The organism is Mucilaginibacter rubeus, assembly GCF_014643835.1.
Taxonomy (GTDB): domain Bacteria; phylum Bacteroidota; class Bacteroidia; order Sphingobacteriales; family Sphingobacteriaceae; genus Mucilaginibacter; species Mucilaginibacter rubeus.
In genome coordinates this window covers 1,449,810-1,470,406 of record NZ_BMKD01000001.1, presented here as the reverse complement: position 1 = coordinate 1,470,406, position 20,597 = coordinate 1,449,810, and the positions used below count along the sequence as shown (strand labels likewise).

At 43.3% G+C, this 20,597-nt stretch carries 13 protein-coding genes and 1 tRNA gene; 7 read left to right on the top strand and 7 right to left on the bottom strand.

The features are described 5' to 3' along the window. Positions 1–82 precede the first annotated feature (82 nt). The gene (locus IEX80_RS05985; protein WP_188832311.1) at positions 83–3,739 is read right to left on the bottom strand and encodes an ABC transporter permease; all 3,657 of its coding nucleotides are present in this window, start codon (positions 3,737–3,739) and stop codon (positions 83–85) included. A 751-nt stretch (positions 3,740–4,490) separates the two neighbouring features. On the opposite strand from IEX80_RS05985, the gene IEX80_RS05980 reads away from it, so the two are divergent. The 5 genes from IEX80_RS05980 (at position 4,491) to IEX80_RS05960 (ending at position 11,488) form a co-directional block, all read left to right on the top strand. Continuing rightward, positions 4,491–5,240 (top strand): SDR family NAD(P)-dependent oxidoreductase, encoded by a 750-nt coding sequence (locus tag IEX80_RS05980; protein WP_188832310.1) that lies wholly within the window; start codon positions 4,491–4,493, stop codon positions 5,238–5,240. Positions 5,241–5,311: 71 nt separating this feature from the next. Continuing rightward, positions 5,312–5,923: a TetR/AcrR family transcriptional regulator gene (locus IEX80_RS05975; RefSeq protein ID WP_112652400.1), complete on the top strand. Its 612-nt coding sequence runs from the start codon at positions 5,312–5,314 to the stop codon at positions 5,921–5,923. 55 nt (positions 5,924–5,978) lie between these two features. Next, positions 5,979–7,340: a TolC family protein gene (locus IEX80_RS05970; RefSeq protein WP_188832309.1), complete on the top strand. Its 1,362-nt coding sequence runs from the start codon at positions 5,979–5,981 to the stop codon at positions 7,338–7,340. A gap of 16 nt (positions 7,341–7,356) precedes the next feature. Then, a complete protein-coding gene (locus IEX80_RS05965) occupies positions 7,357–8,409 on the top strand; it encodes an efflux RND transporter periplasmic adaptor subunit (RefSeq protein WP_188832308.1) in 1,053 nt (350 codons plus the stop codon). 10 nt (positions 8,410–8,419) lie between these two features. After that, entirely contained in the window at positions 8,420–11,488 is a 3,069-nt protein-coding gene (locus tag IEX80_RS05960; protein ID WP_188832307.1) for an efflux RND transporter permease subunit, read from the top strand. A 378-nt stretch (positions 11,489–11,866) separates the two neighbouring features. Here IEX80_RS05960 and IEX80_RS05955 read toward each other — a convergent pair whose 3' ends face one another. Beyond that, a complete protein-coding gene (locus tag IEX80_RS05955; protein ID WP_176626961.1) occupies positions 11,867–15,544 on the bottom strand; it encodes an ABC transporter permease in 3,678 nt (1,225 codons plus the stop codon). 187 nt (positions 15,545–15,731) lie between these two features. Continuing rightward, positions 15,732–15,804 (bottom strand) — tRNA-Lys (locus tag IEX80_RS05950). 268 nt (positions 15,805–16,072) lie between these two features. Here IEX80_RS05950 and IEX80_RS05945 point away from each other — a divergent pair. Next, positions 16,073–16,255: a hypothetical protein gene (locus IEX80_RS05945; RefSeq protein ID WP_090525945.1), complete on the top strand. Its 183-nt coding sequence runs from the start codon at positions 16,073–16,075 to the stop codon at positions 16,253–16,255. Between the two features lie 62 nt (positions 16,256–16,317). On the opposite strand, the gene IEX80_RS05940 is transcribed toward IEX80_RS05945, so the two are convergent. From IEX80_RS05940 to pyrE, 3 genes are all read right to left on the bottom strand, one after another. Next, a complete protein-coding gene (locus tag IEX80_RS05940) occupies positions 16,318–17,946 on the bottom strand; it encodes an ABC-F family ATP-binding cassette domain-containing protein (protein WP_188832306.1) in 1,629 nt (542 codons plus the stop codon). A gap of 390 nt (positions 17,947–18,336) precedes the next feature. Beyond that, positions 18,337–18,732 (bottom strand): SRPBCC family protein, encoded by a 396-nt coding sequence (locus tag IEX80_RS05935; RefSeq protein ID WP_188832305.1) that lies wholly within the window; start codon positions 18,730–18,732, stop codon positions 18,337–18,339. A 97-nt stretch (positions 18,733–18,829) separates the two neighbouring features. Further along, positions 18,830–19,489, bottom strand: coding sequence for an orotate phosphoribosyltransferase (gene pyrE, locus IEX80_RS05930; protein WP_176626878.1), 660 nt, complete (start codon positions 19,487–19,489; stop codon positions 18,830–18,832). On the opposite strand from pyrE, the gene IEX80_RS05925 reads away from it, so the two are divergent. Continuing rightward, entirely contained in the window at positions 19,488–20,126 is a 639-nt protein-coding gene (locus IEX80_RS05925; protein ID WP_090525941.1) for an NUDIX hydrolase, read from the top strand. The genes pyrE and IEX80_RS05925 overlap by 2 nt on opposite strands. Here the strand turns inward: IEX80_RS05925 and coaD are convergent. Beyond that, positions 20,095–20,556 (bottom strand): pantetheine-phosphate adenylyltransferase, encoded by a 462-nt coding sequence (gene coaD, locus IEX80_RS05920; protein ID WP_176626870.1) that lies wholly within the window; start codon positions 20,554–20,556, stop codon positions 20,095–20,097. The two genes, IEX80_RS05925 and coaD, sit on opposite strands and share 32 nt — an antisense overlap. Positions 20,557–20,597 lie beyond the last annotated feature (41 nt).

Below are 20,597 nucleotides of genomic sequence, written 5' to 3'. Positions count from 1 at the left end.
TAGTTCCTAAGTGTTGTTAAAGGACCGATTGAGTCAATCATCTGTTTTTGTTGTCGTACCAATAAAAGCGCCTTAGGTCTTTCTACTCACTCCTCAAACTCTTCACCGGGTTGGCCAGCGCGGCCACTATGGCCTTATAACCCACACTTATCCAGGCGATAGCCACCGAAGTCAGGATTGCCAAAATAAATATATCCGCGCCGATAGTAATTCGGTAAGTATAGTCCTGCAGCCATTTGTGCATAAAGTAATAACCTACGGGGGCCGATATGGCAAAGGCGATAACAATAAGCACCGTAAACTCCCTCGAAAACAGGTAAACGATATTACCTACCGATGCCCCTAAAGTTTTGCGGATACCAACCTCTTTGGTGCGTTGCAAGGCCATGAAGGATACCATTCCATACAATCCCAAACAAGAAATAAAGATGGCTATGCCTGCGAATAACTTATAAAGGGTGGATAACTCGTCCTCATTACGGTAAAAGTTTTCGATCGTTTTATCGAGAAACTGGTATTCGTACACGCCCTCCGGGAAGGTTTTATTCCAAAGGTTGTCGATACCGGCGAGGGTCTGTTTAACATTTTGCGACTGAATCTTGATATTGAGCTTGCCATATTGCGATTTCCAGGCTCCCATCAGTACCGGCGGGATAGCGCTGCGGAGCGAGCCTGTATTATAATCCTTCACCACGCCGGTAATGCGGGCGTTCAGTTTCTTATCATTCCAAAGCATAATGAATTTGCCTATGGCTTGTTTCGGATCGGTAATGCCGAGTTTATGGATCAGGGTTTCGTTAACCACGTAGCCCGCTATCGTATCCGTTTTTTTATACGGACCTCCGGCAACAAACCGGATATCATAAAGCCTGAAATAATCAGCATCGGCCCATTTGAGGCAGGCGGCAAAATCCACTTGTTTGGCTGCGTTATTGAATTTAAAATCACTGAACCAGCCGCTGTTATCCGAGGGCCCATACAAACTCAGGCTCACATCCTTAATCCCCGGCTGTCCCAAAAGCTCATTTTTCAAAGCGCCCACTCTCGATTTGCTTATGCTATCGCCCGGGAATGGAACCGTAATCACGGCATCCTTATTAAACCCGAGTTCTTTGTTCCGGAAGTAGTTCATCTGGTAAATCAATACCAGCGTTCCTATCACTAAAAACTGCGCTATGCAAAACTGCGCCACCACCAGTATCCGGCGTAGTGAGATGCCGTTGGCGCGGCCCGCATTGATCTTATTTCTCAAAGCCTCTATCGGCTTATAACCCGATAATACCAGCGCCGGATAGAAGCCGGCCAGGAGAGTAACCCCGATCACCATGCCCACTAAAAATAAGATCACAATTCCATTAGCAAGAAAACCACCACTCAACTGGATCTCGAGCAGACGATTGAGCATGGGAAGCGTTATCCATGCAATTACCGCGGCCAGTACAACGGCAAATAAAGTGATGATGAGTGTTTCGCTGATAAATTGCAGTACCAGCTGGTATCGATTGCTGCCCAATACTTTGCGGATGCCCACTTCTTTTGATCGGTTCACGGCCTGCGCGGTAGCCAGGTTAATAAAGTTAACGCAGGCAATGATGAGCAGGAACAAACCAATCAAACTAATCACGCTGATGAGCTGCTTACTAAACGGATGACCGCTGTACACACCTACCTCGGTATTGAAATGCATATCCTTGAGGGCCTGTAATTGATAGCTCTGGTTTTTATTGTAAGGTGGCGGAATATGCTTTTTTGCGAAAGCCGCAAGCTGTGTATTAAACTGTTTTTTGCTTATATCGGAGGGCAAAATGATAAAACTATTCCGGTCGCCGAAGGTGCTTACCCAATCCTGGACATTGCCGTTCAGGTCGCCGCCTTTCTCAATGAGGGTGATCCAGGAGATGGCCAGCTTCATCGGAAAATCGGTATTTACCGGGGTATCTTCAATAATGGCGGTCACTTTCAGGTCGCGGCGGTTTTCATAGCGGATTGTTTTGCCCATGGCATTGTGCCAGTCGCCGAAAAATTTGTTGGCCTCTTCGCGTGATAGGATCACGGTTTTAGGCTCGGCAAGGGCGGTGTTTTTATCGCCGGCAAGCCATTTAAAATCGAAGATCCTAAAAAATTCGGGGTCGGCGTAATAGGCCAGGTCTTCCTTAAATTTTTTGAAGGTACCGGTATTGTGCACATCGCCGATGGTATAGTGCGAGCCGTCGTTTTTCATGATGTTGGCCGCCTGCTTTATTTGCGGAAAGTCGAGCTTGAGGCCTTCAACCATCGGCAGGGGCGTGCCCGAACCGGCATGCACACCGTCGGGGCCGCTACTTACATTCAGGATGCGGTAAATGCGGTCTTTATTGGTATGATAATTATCGAAACCGATTTGGTACTGCACAACCAAAAAAATGAGCAGGCAGGCCGCGATGCCTATGGCCAGCCCGGTAACATTGATAGTGGCATAGCTTTTATTGCGCATCAGGTTGCGCCAGGCTATTTTGAAGTAATTTTTAAACATAGCGTAGGGACTTGTTTTTTTTACCGACCAGTTTTTGGCCGTTTGCTGGTTTAAAATTACCGTGCCATAGCGGGGCTGGCGCTCCATATTATAATTTGGTCGCTCTTTTTTCAATTCAAGTTTATATTCGACCGGACTTTTGCCGGTTAGTTGTTTAAAAGTGCGGTTGAAGGTAGTTTTTGAATTAAAGCCCGATTCGAAGGCGATGCCCAGCAGGGTGAGGTGATCAAAAGCTGGGTCCTGCATTTTGCGGGTAACCTCGGTAACACGGTACTCATTAATAAAATCGTTAAAGCTTTTTTTGAGTACAGTATTAACGATGCGCGATAAATCATTAGGATGCAGGTCGAGCTTTTCAGCCAGCGAGCGTAAATTCAGTTCCGGGTCCTGGTAATAGCGGTTGGCTTTCAACGCCTGCTTCAGCCAGGTGCCTTTTTGTTTCGATTCGGCCGGCAGCGCGGGTTTAAATACAGGCATCCTCGCGGGAGCCAAAGCAGCCTCGGGCCGTAAAAAAGCTACAACTGCGAACCGGATGGCCAGGATAGCCAAAGCCAAATACAAGGGATAATAAGCCTGGTTGCCTAAACCCTGGTGGAAATAAGTATAATCAATACCCGCAACCGTCAACCAGCAGCAACACAAAATGAAGAAACCGGCCAGCAAGCTGTGCAACCAGCGCATTTGGTAGCAGAACCTGTCGCCGTTGTTGAATTCAAGGAGACGGTAATAGTTTTCTATTTGTTGGTGGGATGCATATAGGTAGCTCAGGGCTGAGATGAACGCCAGCAATTCCAATACAAGGTTAAATTGCTGAAAAACCGAAGCTTGATAAGCTGCCACTCCTGTTTGAATACTCTGGCTGGTTTCTAACAACTGAATACTAAGCTCAAACAATACAGGAACAAAATGCAGCGTATGCTTCAGTCGGAATTTATATTCCGCCCGGGTTGTCTGAAGTACATAGAAATAAACCAACGGTCCAAAGGCCAGCGAAAACCGCAGTGGCAAGCGGCCCCAATTGGGGATGTAGCTCGCCAACCCTACATCTACAGCAAGCAAGCGCGCTATGTATAAAACAATAACCATCAACGCCACTGCCAAAAAACGGTTTGCCGTTTGATTTAGTTTTTTGCCGAACCATAAAAGCAAAGCCGCGGCCAGGCCAAGGAAAACCGTTCCCAGGAATGTTAGGTGGTAAAGGTTGATATGGAATATGTAGGTTTTCAATTAGTTAACTTGGCTCAATTGGCGAGCCAAATTTACAACTTGCTTTTATTAAGATCGTTATGATTTGGTTTTGTGTTTGATGTGTAATGGAAGCGGACGGATGGGCGTACGGTTTTGGAAGGAGGTAGGGGAGAGACGTTTCAAAAAGTACTCTCAAATTTTGCTTAGATAAGCCGCATCACGAAGCGGTTAGGTTGAAATAAAATTTTTTAGATCAATCTTTCGATCTAAAAAAGCTGTTATTGATCGAAAAATAATTATTCCTTTTCTAACGTCTATAAAAAATCATCTTAGGATTTTACTGACGTGGCTTTCATCCGGTCAGGTCAGATTTAGTTGGGAGCTGCTTCAGACTATAATCACCGGCATCCATTCTTTTCCTGATCAGCTCTTTCCGGTAAGTAAAAGTGCGTATCTAATCCAATCATTCTGTATGCACATCGTTCCATATAATAAGCCTTGATCACGACAATATGACGTATGAAAATTTCGTAAAAAAGTTGTCAATAGAATTGACTACTTGCGTAAAATGTAAAAAGGAGATTGCATCGCTGGAAAATAACTGGTTTTCTGTTAGTAGCTGCCGACGCGGCTGTCAGATAATTACAAGGCCAGCCGTATTTAAGGCCTTGAACGTTTTAAATGTGTATATCATTTTCGTGTCAAATGAAAAAATTAATATTTTATTTTGAACACGGTTCAATAATTTTGATGTGTTTAAAATATCAATCAAAACAATCATGAAAAAATATTGATCACAGGCGCAAGCGGCGGCATAGGGCTGGAAACAGCCAGACGCCTGGCTGCTCAAAATTACCAGTTAACACTGGTAGCCCGCAGCGAGGAAAAATTAAATAAGGCACTAAAAGATCTGGATGGCACCGGCCATACCATTTTGATTGCAGACCTGACGGATAAAGACGACTTGCAAAAAGTAGCGGATCATTTGAAAGCCGGGGAATACGATGTTCTGATCAACAATGCGGGTGCTGGTATTTACGGAAAGTTTATTGAGATCCCATTGGATGAGCAACTGGCAACCATGCAGCTCAATATGAATGCCCTGGTAACCTTATCTTATGCGTTTTTGCAAAATGCCAGGCAGGGTGATGCTTTGGTAAATATTGGTTCCCTGCTTGCGCATTCTTCCCTTCCGGGCGGTTCAGTTTATGCAGCTACCAAAGGTTTTGTCGCCAATTTCTCGGAATCACTGTGGTATGAGTTCAAGAAAAAAGGAATTTTTGTGATGGGTTTTAATCCCGGTGCTGCAGCCTCAGACTTTCATTCACATGCAGGTGGACATACCAGTGATTTTCCAAAATTTGTAATGTCATCTGTTGAGGATGTCGCCGAAGAACTGGTAAGGGCCCTGGAAAACAGGCGGAAGCCGAGAGTGGTACAAGGTTGGAAGAATAGGTTCATGCTATTTGGATTCAAATTATTGAGCCGAAAATCCGCTGTAAATATTATGGGACAAATTAGCCCCGGCATGAAAAACTAAACGCCGAATCGTGGTGCGAAATTTCGCCACCCGGCCGGCACTATTATATTTGTATCTTATTATTAATAAAAATGGGCATAGCAGAACGAAAATTGGAAGAGAAACAGGAAATGCATAAACGCATTTTAAACGGAGCACGTAAAGTATTCCTTGAAAAAGGCTATGAACAAGCCAGCATGCGTAGTATCGCCAACGAGATCAACTACAGCCCAGGCTCTATTTATTTTTACTTTAAAGATAAAAGTGAGATCTTCCAGGAACTGCATAAGGAAGGGTTCGGGTTACTGCTCAACCAGTTCAAAGTTTTAGACAAGGTGGGTGATCCTTTTGAGCGCCTGAAAGCAATGGGCCGCATCTTTATCCAATTTGCACAAGAAAACAAGGATTATTATAATTTGATGTTCCTGGTGGAAGAACCGGCAAAAATGTCCGAAAATGATGGTGGTTTTAAGATAGCACAGGAAGCGATCGACCGCCTGGCTTCTGTAATTAAGGACTGCCAGAAAAAGGGAAGATTCAAGGATCTGGATACAGAAGATCTAACCTTTATGATCCTTTCTGCAATGCACGGCATTTGTGCCCTCTTCTGCAAAGACCGCACTACAAGTTTCATAGGCAGAACGAACGAGGAACTGATGCAGAGCGGCTATGAGTGTTTTGTCGCGCTCCTTGAAAAAAGTTAACGCTTTTTTTTGACACTTTATTGAACAATGTTTAAAATTATAACAGTGATTGAAAATGAAATCTAAAACACATATCCGATATGGTTTTGTCCTGGTGGCGGGAGCCCTGATAGCCGCTACCCCGGCAAAAGCTCAAAGCCGGCTGGATGAATACATCCGCGAGGGGCTCAACTCTAATCAGAGCATTAAGCAACAAGACTTTGTACTCGAAAAAAATGTATATGCATTGAAGGAAGCAAAAAGCATGTTCGGGCCCGAGGTTACCTTTTCAACAACTTATACTAAAGCCGACGGCGGACGGACGATAGATTTTCCGACGGGCGACCTGTTTAACGGGGTTTATTCCACGCTGAATAAACTGACCGGCAGCAATGCTTTTCCGCAGTTACAAAACCAGCACATTCTGCTCAACCCGGATAATTTTTATGACGCCAAGTTTCGCACTACCCTTCCAATTTTGAATGCGGAACTGATCTATAATAAGCGCATCAAGGCGCAGCAGGTGGATCTGCAAAAAACCGAAGTCCAGCTTTATAAACGCGAACTGGTCAAAGAGATCAAAACGGCTTATTATAATTATCTCAAAGCCGTTTATGCTACCGGGATCTATGAGTCCTCGCTCAGGCTGGTGCAAGAAGGCCAAAGGATCAATACCAGGCTATATGATAACAGCAAGGTAAATCGGACGGTTGTACTCAGAAGCCAAAATGAAGTTTCCCGGATCAACGCTTCACTCACCGGGGCAAAGAAAACCGCGGAATCGGCCCGTTATTATTTTAATTTCCTGATCAATCGGCCGCTAACGGATAGCATCCTTTTAGATGATATTACCACGCTTCCGGCCCTTGGCCAAAGCTTGGCTAACAACATCACTGGCCGGGAGGAATTAGCCAAACTCCGGATAGCAAAAGACATTAACGGCAACCTGAATGGGCTGGCCAAATCTTATATCATCCCCAAGCTGGGCACCTTTATCGACCTGGGATCGCAGGCGTTCGACTGGAAGTTCAATAGCCAAAGTCGCTATTACTTATTAGGCGTTTCCCTGGAATGGAACCTGTTTTCCTCCGGGAAAAATAGTTACCGGGTAAAACAAACGATTGCAGACCGCGAGGCCCTGGCATCACAGACCGACTATGTACAGCAGCAACTCCTTACCGAGCTTAAAGTACGCCAGGCCGCCATGCAAAGCGCCATTGCACAATATAAGGCGGCACAATCCCAGTTGAAGACCAGCCAGACGTACTACAACGATATGGTCAAGCTATATAAGCAAGGAATGGCCATTTACATCGAACTGCTGGATGCCCAAAACCAGTGGATAGATGCGCAGCTCAACGCCAACATCGCCCTTTACGACACCTGGATAGCCTATACGGCCATCGAACGAGCTAATGCCAGTTTCACAATTCAATAATAAAAACACTACAACAATGAAAAAACTTCAATTACTCAGCATAATAATAGTAGCCATATTCCTGCTGACTGCCTGCAAACAAAAACATCAGGAACAAAACGCAATGGGTGAACCGGATATCATCCCCGTTAAAACAGCATCGGTTTCCATATTAGGAGTTCCCGACCACATTAGTGCAACCGGCCTGGTGAGCACCGAAGATGAAGCTAAATATGCCTTCAAGATAGGCGGCGTAATCAACCGTATCCTGGTGCAGGAAGGCCAGTTCTTCAAAAAAGGACAATTACTGGCAACCCTCAATTCTACCGAAATTTCAGCCGGTCTGGCGCAATCCAGCCTGGGTGTGGAAAAGGCACAGCGCGATTATAGTCGTGCTGTCAATCTTTACAAAGACAGCGTATATACCCTGGAGCAATTGCAAAACACCAAAACCGCACTGGACGTTGTGCAAAAAGCCCGGGAAGCTGTAGCCTTTAATGATCGCTATTCCAAAATATACGCTGCATCCGATGGCTTCGTAAGCAAGAAAATAGCTAATGAAGGTGAGGTTATCGCCGAAGGCATGCCGGTGCTGCTCATCAATTCCACCGAACAGCACAACAGTTATTCGCTAAAAGTTGGGGTAACCGACCGCGAGTGGGCCATCATTAAGCCGGGGCAGACAGCCAAAGTCGCGCTCGATGGATACGCAGGCAGGCAATTTGAGGCGGTGGTATTTCGCAAGTCGCAGGCTGCAGATCAGGCCCTTGGATCGTTCCAGGTAGAGCTTAAGCTGAACTTAAATGGCCTCAAACCTGCGGTTGGCATGTTTGGCAAGGCGGAGATAGCCACTCACCAGGATGAAAGTGTGATGGTGATCCCCTATGGATCGCTGGTGGAGGCTGACGGCAATAAAGGTTTTGTGTTTACCACTGTTAGCGCGACCCGTGTAAAAAGAGTGCCGGTTACCATCCTGAAGTTCGATAACGACAATGTCTATCTCAAGGATAAACTGGAAGGTATAGACCAGATCGTAGTTTCCAACAGCGCCTACCTCAACGAACAGTCCATTATTAAAATCATCAAGTAAGGCTACAGTTATGAAAATTACAAATTTCGCAGTTAAGAACTACCAGTTCACACTGATCATATTTTTGCTTGTCGCAGTAGTAGGCGTGTTAACGTTGTTTACCATGCCGCGGTCGGAAGATCCGACCACCCATCCGCCGCAATACCTGATCACGGTGATCTATCCGGGCACCAGTCCGAAAGATATGGAAGAGCAGGTAGTAAAACCCATTGAGAACAAAATTTACGGACTGGAAAACATCGAAAAGATCCTGACCACTGTGGAAGACGGTGTTGCGGTTATCCAGCCGAAATTTAAATATGGCGTAGATGTAGATAATAAGTACCAGGAAATATCTACGGAGATCAATGCCTTGAAAAACAGTGAACTTCCAAAGGATATTTACATGATCAAAACAGAAAAGATCTCATCCTCTGATGTAAAGGTACTGCAAGTGGCATTGGTTTCTGACAATGCTTCCGGGAAATTATTGAGGGATAAAGCGGATATTCTGAAAACGCGCCTGGAGAAGATCACCAACCTGAAGGATGTTAAGTATTTTGGAATGCCCGAGCAAGAGATCCGGATCGACATGCAGCTGGATAAACTGGCTCAATTAAAAATACCGCTCAATGTGGTCATAGGCAGTTTACAAAGCGAGGCAGCGGATATCCCTGGCGGTAGCATCAACCTGGACAGCAAGATATTCAACGTAAAGACCAGCGGCAAGTTCAAGACCGTTGATGATGTGGCCAATACTGTTATTTATAATGCCAATGGCAAGATCATATATCTGAAAGATGTGGCCGATGTGAGCTACAAGGATGGCATTGCCGATCATATCACCCGGCTGAACGGGCACCGTTGTGTGCTGGTTACAGCGGGGATGAAAGACAATGTGAATATCGCCAGCGTACAGCAAGAGTTTTTACCGGTACTGGATGAATTCGGCAAAAGCCTGCCCGGGAATGTCCGGCTTGTTAAAAACTTTGACCAGGCTAACATGGTTTCCGAGCGCTTGGGCCATCTGGGTTTTGATTTTGGATTAGCCATCGTTTTAGTGATCATTACCTTGCTGCCATTAGGATTTAGGGCATCGCTTATCGTGATGATCTCTATCCCGCTTTCTTTGGCCCTGGGGCTCATTGCCATGAATTTATTGGGATATTCCTTAAATCAGCTTAGTATCGTAGGGCTTGTGGTGGCATTGGGGCTGCTGGTAGACGATAGTATCGTGGTGGTTGAGAACATCGAGCGCTGGCTTCGCGAGGGGCATTCCCGGAAAGATGCTATCCTGAAAGGTACGCAACAGATCGGGATAGCGGTTATAGGCTGTACGGCTACATTGGTTATCGCCTTTCTGCCACTTGCCTTTTTGCCCGATATGGCTGGTGAGTTTATCCGCAGTCTGCCGATGGCCGTGATGACCAGTGTACTGGCTTCTATGATCGTGGCCTTAACGCTTGTTCCCTTCCTGGGCAGCAGAATGTTAAAGACACATACCCATGGCGAGGGTAACTTCTTTTTAAAGCACCTGCAACGTTTCCTCACCCGATCATATGCCCGGGTAATGCCGCTTGCCTTAAAGTGGCCCAAAACTACTATCGGGATCTCGTTGGCCTTAAGCGGGCTTGCTTTTTTCTTATTTACACAAACCGGGTTTAAGCTTTTCCCGACCTCTGAAAAGCCGATGTTCCTGATCAATATCAAACTGCCTCTGCAAGCTGATATTCCCGAAAGTGACCGGGTGACCAGGCTGGTAGAAAGTGAACTGAAGAAACACAAAGAGATCGTTTATTACACATCTAACGTGGGCAAAGGCAATCCACAGATCTATTACAACGTGCACCAGCAGGATGTAAAGCCTGATTTTGCCCAGGTATTCGTTCAACTGGACGAAGAGGCAAGTCCAAAATCGAAAACAGATCTGATCAAACAACTGCGAAAAAAATTCAACGATTTTCCTTATGCAAGGATAGAAGTTAAAGATTTTGAACAAGGTACTCCGATTGAAGCCAATATTGTGGTGAGGGTTTTTGGTGAGGATCAGGACACCTTACGGAAGCTTTCCTTTAAAGTGGAGGAGGTCCTGAAAAAAAATCCGGGCACTTTTTATATCAACAACGAATTGAATACCTATAAGTCAGACGTCAAAATAAAAATTGACAAAGAGAAGGCCCGTACCTTAGGCGTGTTAACCAGTGATGTGGATAAAGTGGTAAGGATGGCCGTGGCGGGATTAAACGTGGGTGACTATATCGACGACAGGGGCGATTCGCGAAATGTGGTGATCACCCTGCCCAGGAATAAGTTCTCGAATCTGGATGCCTTGAAGAACCTGTACGTAAATAATATCCAGGGCACGCCCGTACTGGTTAACCAGATTGCTACTATTTCGTTTGAAACATCGCCTACGGCGATCAACCATTTCAATAAATCGCGCTTTGTAAAAGTTACTTCCTTAACCAAAGAGCACGTCTTGGCCAATGATATCCTGAAAGAGGTTGTTCCTGAACTGAATAAATTAAAAATGCCGCCGGGCTATTATTACAAGTTATCCGGAGAAGCGGAATCGGAAGGTGATGCCTTAGGCGGCAACTTTCTGTCGGTGATCATCCTGAGCACGTTTCTTTTCGTTGGCGTGCTGCTGTTGCAGTTCAAGACATTTAAAGGGATCATTATCGTACTATCGATCATTCCCCTGGGTATATTGGGCGGTGTGGTATTCCTGCTTTTCACGGGTAACCCGATGTCACTGGTTTCTATCATCGGTTTTATAGGTCTGTCAGGCATACAGGTTAAAAACTCGCTGCTGCTGGTCGATTTTACCAACCACCTGCGTGAGGAAGGCCATAGCATTGATGAAGCAATAGCGATGGCAGGCGAAACCCGATTTCTACCCGTTGTGCTTACTTCCATTACGGCAATCTGCGGTTTGCTTCCAATTGCCTTGAACCCCAATCCTTTGATCGCACCGTTAGCTATTGTACTGATCGGCGGGCTGATCAGTTCAACTATACTGTCGCGTATAGTAACCCCCGTAATGTATAAATTGATCCCGCCACATTTGGAAAGCGACACACATCTAAAAAGTAATTGACAGAAACGGAAAAATATCAAGAGTTTGTAGGAATGGAACAACGAATCTTAAAAACAGCATAAGTGATCTATTTGAAGATATATCACTACTATCGTAATGCCAAAAACTTTTCCACATTATGCTATAATCATCAAATTGAGTGAGGAATGTGTGAGATAAAAAAGCCTCACTAAATTTAGTGAGGCTAACTACTTGACTATTAAGTGGCTGTTTTGTGTAAATCTCGAACTATTGCCTATCTGATCTAAGTTTAATAGCGGATTTAGACTTATAACCTATGCCAAAAGTAGCTATATGAACTTATAATATTCGGGCACCTTCGCCAGATAGTATGTATGGTTTTTTTGCAACTTGTTAAATGAAAGCAGCGATATGCTGTTATTCATTTCGCAAACTCTTCACCGGGGGCGCCATGCCAGCCCTAATGGTTCGGAAACTTAAGGTAAATAATCCTATTAGCAGCATTCCAGCACCGCTGATAACAAATACCCACCAGCTGATAGCTACATGGTCGGCAAAGCCTTCCATCCATTTATTAACTGCGTACCATGCAATCGGCGTTACGACGATAAAAGCGAGTAAAATAAGCGATACCAGTTCGGTTGATAGGAGGATTACTATTTGCGCAACACTGGCACCAAATACTTTGCGTATGCCAATTTCTTTTGTTCGTTGGTTGGTGGTGTAAACAGCAAGACCTAACAGCCCGAGGCAACTGATTAGTATAGAGATACCTGTTGCCCAGTTGAGCAGTGTTGAAGTATGTTGTTCATCGTCGTAAAACCGGGCTATCGTTTCGTCGTAAAAATGGCAATCAAAATCATCATCGGGATAAGCTTTCTTCCAGGCTTTTCCCATATTTGTAATGGCGGTTTTCCACTCGTTACCTCCGGCGGTTTCAGGTTTCAAACTAATATGTAACGTCATCATTGGGCGGGGGATTGGACTGCCTGATGTTATGATTGATGGATAAATGGCAGAATGCAGTGACCGCTGATTAAAATCGGCAACTACGCCAATGATACTAATATTTCGGCCATCAAACCAATTCAATTGCTTTCCGATAGCATCATTCGGGTTATTAAATCCTAATAATGTAGCGTAAGTATTGTTAATGATAATAGCTTTCCCGGTGTCTGCTTCGGTTATGTTTCTGCCGGCAAGCAATTTTAGCTGGTATATTTTGATGTAGTTTTCATCGCCAGATTTAACTATTATTTCTTCTGTTGTAATTTGCTTTTTTCCATCGTCATAAGTAATTCGCGTCCTGTTAAATGCATCAGCCGAAGGTGGATCATTACCTAAACCCACAAGGGCAACCTGCGGCATCGACCTGAATTCGTTCAGCAATACCTGGTTGGTGCTGGCCTTACTGGTTTGCCAGGGTGTATTAATAATGAGGATAGCATCCTTTTTAAACCCGAGGTTTTTATGTAAGGCGTAATAAATTTGTTGGCTTACCAAAATGGTAGCCATTATAAAAAATTGGGCTATAACAAACTGCGAGACCGTAAGCGACTTACGGAGCCATGCGTTTCGCGTTTTATTACTATTGCCCTGCACCTGGTTTTTTAGTACCATTGCCGGCTTGTAACCTGATAACACCGTTGCGGGATAAAAACCCGACAAAATAGTTATTACAATGGTTAAAATCAGCAGGAAGAGTACGACATCTGGTTGCAAGATATTCGCGTGAATATCCGGGGATATAACATCGGCAAACATTTTTAAAATAATTGGCGCAAGCAACACTGATATGCAAACCGCGAAGAATGTTATAAAAAAGGTTTCGCCTAAAAACTGAATTACTAATTGCATGCGGCTGCTACCTAAAGTTTTGCGGATCCCAATTTCTTTTGCCCTTTGGGCGGCCTGGGCGGTAGTTAAATTCACATAATTGATACTGGCCAGCAATAACAAAAAAATAGCGCTGGCCAATAATCCGTAAAGTGTTGTTTTGCTGGCTGGCGATGAGAAATTAAAAATATTATAGTCGGGATTGAAGTGAATATCATCTAATGGTTGCAAGGCCATGTTTATAGTTGGCGCAGGCATTTTTTGATTGGTAGGCGGCAGATTATTTTTTTTAAAAATGGTATTGATCTGTTTTACAACCCCGGTAGCAGAAACGCCAGGTGCCAGCTTTATAAAAATCTCCGCCGCCCCAGAGATCCTGCTCCAATTGTTTATGTGCAGGTCATCAGCCAATTGTTTATTAGTTGTTGCGGTACTAAAGGAAATAAAGTCATGAAAGGTAAAGTCGCTATTTTGGGTAAACGTCTCAACTATCCCGCTAACGGTTGTTTTAAGGGTATCATAGGTAATTACTTTACCAATCATGTCGTGATAGGATAATGATGGGAAGTAAAGCCTGGCTTGTTGGGAAGTTAATACCACCTGGCCGGGCGCATCAAGCGCGTGTTGCGATGAGCCGGCAAGCCATACATAATTAAAAATTTTAAAATATTGCTGGTCGGCAAGTGTTATCCTGTCCAGATCTTTAAACCGCTTTTGTGCCTTTTTATCTTTGTCGATATAAACAAAACGAGGCCATAGTGAATACACCGGCGTAATTTCTTCTATTCCTGTGGCCTCGTTTTTAATTGCCCCAGCCAGCGGGCCAAATAGGCCACTTGAATAATTTTTATGCCCCTGGAATGACATGTTCATAACAACGCGGTAAATCCGGTCGCTGTCCTTGTGAAATTTATCAAACGTAAAATCGTAGTGTACAATAAAGTAAATGGCCAGGAAAGCACTTATACCGATGGATAAACCAATAATGTTTATCAGTGTAAATAGCTTATGTCTCCGAAATCCGCGGAATGCTATTTTAAAATAATTTTTTATCATATGACTGCCGGTTAATGTTTCACGCGCCCACCCCGAAGGGCTTACGTGGTTCAATATTAGCGGCATAGTTCGAGCAAAACCTCCCAAGTTATAAGTTGGCATAACTTTTTGAAGGTGATTTTTATATTCCAGAGGGGTTTTACCGGTAAATTGCTTAAAAACACGATGGAAACTGCTTTGCGAATTAAAGCCCGATTCGTAGGCGAGGCCGAGCAGGGTGATATGGTCATATGAGGAATCCTGCATTTTAAGCGCAACCTCGCGGACACGGTATTCATTAATAAAATCGTTGAAGCTTTTTTTGAAGACCGTATTAATAATCCGGGATAATTCATGCGTATGCAAACCGAGCTTTTCAGCAAGCGAGCTCAGACTTAATTCTGCGTCACGGTAATATCCTTTCTCTTTAACTTCCATTTTTAACCATGAGCCTTTTTGTTTCAGATCTGCCGGTAATAATTGTTTTACGGCAACATTAACCGTCATAACAGTTTCTGTTTTTAAATGGATTCTGGCTGCGATCCAAATGATCATGGATATCAAAAGAAGATACAGGGGATAGTAATGCTGTACGCTTAATTCATAATGATAATGAAAATAGTCAACAGCTGTAAATGGTATCCATAATAACCATAACACAGCCAGTTTGTTAACAGAGCGATCTAACCAAAGTAACTCATTCCGGTATCGGTCGCCCCCGTTAAACTCTTTTTTCCGGTAATAGTGATTAATCTGCAGCCGGCACAGGTACAAATAAATCATAAATGACAGGAATGCGAATAACGGCACTACGAAACTAAATGTATGGTAGATAGTTTGGCCAGCCTTCATGTTCTGTATTGCAGCAAATTCCTGAATACTTAATTCATACAGCAAAGGTACGAAGTGCAGAAAGTCTTTGCGACGGAAGATATACTCGGACCGGGTTATTTGCCGTATGTAAAAATAAATTAAAGGGCCTAATGCCATTGAAAACTGCAATGGCATTAGGTTGAGTAATGGATTATTCTTTGCCAGGTCAATATCCGCTACCAAAAGCCGGATGATCCATAAAGCAACAACGACCATTAATATTGCCAGCCAGCGGTTTGCAAACTGGTTCTCCTTTGGAGCTATCCATAAAAATAATGATAGCGTTAGGCTGATAAATACGGCACCTAAAAACGCAATGTCATAAAATGTAAAATGGAATATAAAAGGCATCAATTGAGTTTAGGTAGTTTGTAGTTTTCTCAAACCTAAGAAAATATTGATACAAATTCAACGGGTGGTTGATTAAAGCCAGGGCTCATTTTAATTAGAAACATCTGTCGATGCCAAACACGGCCTATTTATCGGTTGTGAAGTCATAAAAAAAGTTGTCAATAAAATTGACAACTTGCCTGAAAAGTGACCCCGGAGAGATTCGAACTCTCGACCCAATGATTAAGAGTCATTTGCTCTACCAGCTGAGCTACGGAGTCATATGTGCCAGCTTTTGCTGGGTTGCAAATATGCAAATTATTTTCTTTTTCAGCAGGCGGAATTACTCATGGTTATTAATTATTTTAATCTGCTTATTGTAAAATTAAAGGTTGGAGTAATAACCCGCTTTCATCTTCCTGGTGTTCATTTTATTCCCGGCTCGGCCAAAAAAAAGTTAATTATAGCAACTTCATAACAAAATGTTAATTTTTTTGTTGGAATTTTAACAAAAGCTGCTTAAATTGTAAAACTTAATATCTATCTCTCATGAAAAAAAGAAAATTACTCAAAATTAACAAGCTGCTGTATGAAAGCGTTGTTAAAGATTTCATTGCCCAAAACGGCTTAAATGTTCAATATTCGTATACTAAAGATCATTTTTACTTGTTTAGCGACGAATCTACTATTAATCAGCTCGAAACGCAGGCCACCGGGTTTAACTTATTATAGTTATAAAATATAAAGGCCCGGTAGTATTATACTACCAGGCCTCATATATTCCTTACCGGTTATTATACAGCGGCGTATAAATCTTCCTGCTGTTTTTGCACTACAGGACTGTTGATGTATTCATCATAGGTCATGAGTTTATCAATGTAACCACCTGGTGTTAACTCAATGATCCGGTTTGCAACAGTTTCAACCAGTTCATGATCTCGTGAGGTAAACAGGATTGTACCCCGGAAGTCCTTCATGCCATTGTTAAGCGCGGTGATCGATTCCAGGTCGAGGTGGTTGGTTGGTTCATCAAACATCAGCAGGTTGGCTTGCTGCAGCATCATACGGCTAAACATGCAACGCATTTTTTCGCCGCCAGATAGCACACTGCATTTTTTCATAACTTCTTCGCCCGAGAACAGCATCCGGCCTAAGAAGCCGCGGATGAACTGATCGTCTTTTTCGCCTGGTGAGTATTCGCGCAGCCAGTCAATCAGGTTATCGTTTTTACCGTCGAAGTACTCGCTGCTGTCGTTAGGGATATCAGCCGCGTTAATGGTTACACCCCATTTAAAGGTGCCTGTAAAATCTTTATCGCGCCCAGTTAAAATATTATAGAAAGCGGTAGTTGCCAAACTGTTTTGCGACAGGATGGAAATTTTATCGCCTTTGTTTACAGTGAAAGTGATGTTGCTGAACAGTACCTCACCATTAAGGGTTTTGCCCAGGTTTTCAACGGTCAGGATCTGATCGCCGGCTTCACGGCCTAAGTTGTTGAATATGATACCCGGATATTTGCGGTTTGATGGCTGAATTTCATCCAGGTTGATTTTATCCAATGCTTTTTTACGGCTGGTTGCCTGTTTTGATTTGGACGCGTTAGCACTAAACCTGCGGATAAACTCCTGAAGCTCTTTAACTTTATCTTCGGCTTTCTTGTTTTGTTCGGCACGTTGTTTAAGGGCCAATTGGCTCGATTCGTACCAGAAGGTATAGTTACCGGTATAAATGGTCATTTTACCGAAATCAATATCTACTACGTGGGTACATACAGTATCCAGGAAGTGCCTGTCGTGAGATACTACCAGTACAATAGCCTCATATGACGCAAGGAAATCTTCCAGCCAGCTAATGGTATGGATGTCCAAATCGTTGGTAGGCTCATCCAGCAGCAGGATATCTGGTTTGCCAAAAAGTGCCTGGGCTAATAAAACACGTACTTTTTGAGTGTTATCAAGGTCTTTAACCAGTTGATAGTGAAATTCTTCTTTAATGCCGAGGTTGCTGAGCAGGGTAGCGGCATTGCTTTCGGCATTCCAGCCGTCCATTTCGGCAAAAAGGTTTTCCAGTTCACCCGCGCGTTCGCCATCGGCATCGCTAAAATCTTCTTTAAGATAAATAGCGTCTTTCTCCTTCATTACGGCGTACATTTCCTTATGGCCCATCATCACCGTTTCGATAACTGTGAATTCGTCAAAAGCATAGTGGTTTTGGCTCAAAACAGCCATGCGTTCGCCGGGAGTAAAGCTCACCGAGCCGCTGGTTGGGTCAATATCGCCCGAAAGAATTTTCAGGAATGTTGACTTACCCGCGCCATTGGCGCCAATAATACCATAACAGTTGCCCTGTGTAAATTTCAGGTTTACGTCTTCAAACAAAGTACGCTTACCATAACGTAAAGAAAGATTGGATACCGTGATCATGCTGCACCTCTAATTTGGCGCAAAAGTACGGTAAAATCTTCATTTTAACGATATATGGTGCTGATATTATGGATGGGGATTTTTTGAGCAGCAATTTTTCCCCATAAAATTAAATCCATGGGTACACAATTACACAGAAATGATAATGGAGTATAAACTAAAAGTATATTTAATACGTTTAATCGCTATATCTAACCGGTTATAATATAATGGTACAGCCTTTGACTAACATACAGTATGAAAATTTATTTAAATTATTTAACAATGGTCATGGGAGCATTAATTATAGGTTTAATTATCATCAATGTGGTAATAGCCATCAACAATACACAAAAGCGCAAAGTATATTAAAAATATATTAATTATAAGATTTAGGGCAACGCCCTAAGCTTAGTTTAAAATATTAAATAAGCTTTGTGTTTCATGGTCGGCCAATTTTTGAAGCGGACCTGATGCCAGCATTTTCATCATCATGCTAAGCTCTGCGCCAATGGTGAATAAAATATCAGTATGGTCGTTATTGAAAGATAACGACCATTTTAGTTCCAGGTTAAATGGTGGTTTCTCGGCCGGTATGATCCTTATCAGCTGACCGGGCACACGCTCCTCAATTTTCAAAGCAAGCTTGGCCATATTCTGGATACTGAAACGGGCTTCATCCCGGGTGGATGTCCATTCCTGGATATTATCAGGCATCAGCTGACGGTGATTATTGAAATCGGCCAGGAAATCGTAAACCTCCGTTAAAGGCTTGTTAATACTTATCGTACTAGTGAATGTATTCATGGATAGATTTGAGATATTAGATTTGAGATTTGAGATTTGAGACAAATTACGCTGACGAACAATCTAAAAATCATCGAAATCAAAAAAATCAACGGTCTTAACTTGCAGCCATTTCGCCCCAGGTTGATGGGTTTTCGCGCCACTGTTTGAGCAGGTTTACATCCTTTTCGTTAATAAACTGATGTTCTTCCGCGTATTTAACAAGCGCGTTATAGTTTGACAGGGTTACGTATGGGCAGTTGGCCTGTTTAAAGTTTTCGTCGGCAATATCAAAGCCATAAGTAAATATCGCCGCCAGGCCCGCAACGTCATAACCTGCGGCACGCAACGCTTCAACGGCCTGCAGGCTGCTTTTACCGGTGGAAAGCAAATCTTCAATAACTACAACCCGCTTGCCTGATGTAGTAGCGGCATCGCCTTCAATCATGCTGCCTGTACCATGCTCCTTAGGTTTTGAACGTACATAGATAAATGGAAGGCCTAATTCCTGGGCTACTAATGCACCTTGCGGTATACCTGCGGTTGCCACACCTGCAATGCAGCCAACCGCCCCGAATTTATCCTGTATGGCTGCCACTAATTGCTGCCTGATGTAAGTGCGGATAGTTGGATGAGAAAGTGTAACGCGGTTATCGCAGTAAATTGGAGATTTCCAGCCCGATGCCCATGTAAAAGGATTATTGGGTTGTAATTTAATTGCTTTAATTTGCAGCAGGAATTCGGCTACTTGTTGTTCGATCTCATTATTAGTAAACATGGCTCAAAAATACAGAATTTATATTAACGAAAAGGTTATCCTGCTCACAGAATCTGAACCAAAGCATGCAGATAATTTTGAAAGGCTTGATGCAGAGACCTTTGACCTTAAAATTATATATACCTGGATCCTCGCTAATCCTAACAAACTGTTCTACATAAAAACAGCCAACGCTAAGGTGTATCTTAAAGCCGTTAAAAAGAATATTACACTTATTGAAGCGGCAGGGGGCCTGGTTATGAACACTAAGGGGCAATATTTATTCATTTATCGTAATGATAAATGGGACCTGCCCAAAGGCAAAATAGAAAAAGACGAAAAGGTAAAAGAAGCGGCGGTGCGCGAAGTAGAGGAGGAGTGCGGTATAAAAGTAAGCGAACTAGGAGAGAAAATTTGTAAAACATACCACGTATATGTGAACCGCGGCGAGGTAGTGCTTAAGAAAACGCATTGGTTTGCCATGACAAGTAAGGGTAAAGAAAAGCTGAAACCTCAAAAAGAAGAGGGTATTACCGATGTGCGCTGGTTTGAACATCACCATATTGAACCGATAATTGAAAACACCTTTCCATCTATTATGGATGTGTTGCACAAGGAAAAGCTGGTTACAAATAAGGTAATGCCTCTTTCGGAATAAACTGGCTTACATCGCCATTATAGCGGATGATTTCGCGCACAATGGTTGAACTGATGGATGAATAGCCTGGTTTGCTTACGATAAATATGCTTTCGATGTCGGGTGCCAGCGAATGGTTCATCTGGGCGATCGCTTTTTCATACTCAAAGTCTGATACGGTACGGATCCCCCTGATCATGTAAGCGGCGCCTATGCTTTTGCAAAAATCGACAGTAAGGCCTTCATAGGCTATCACATGGATCCGTTCGTCGTGCGCGAAAACTGCCCTGATCATTTGTTCGCGCTGTTCAACACTCAGCAAGCCCTTTTTGCTGCTGTTCACGCCGATACCTATGTAAAGCTTATCAAAAAGCTCAACAGATCGTTTCACAATATCAACATGAGCTTTAGTAAGCGGATCAAATGAACCTGGAAAAAGGGCTATCTTCATGCAGTAAAATTAATGAATAGTTGATTGGGTTGCTTAAATGA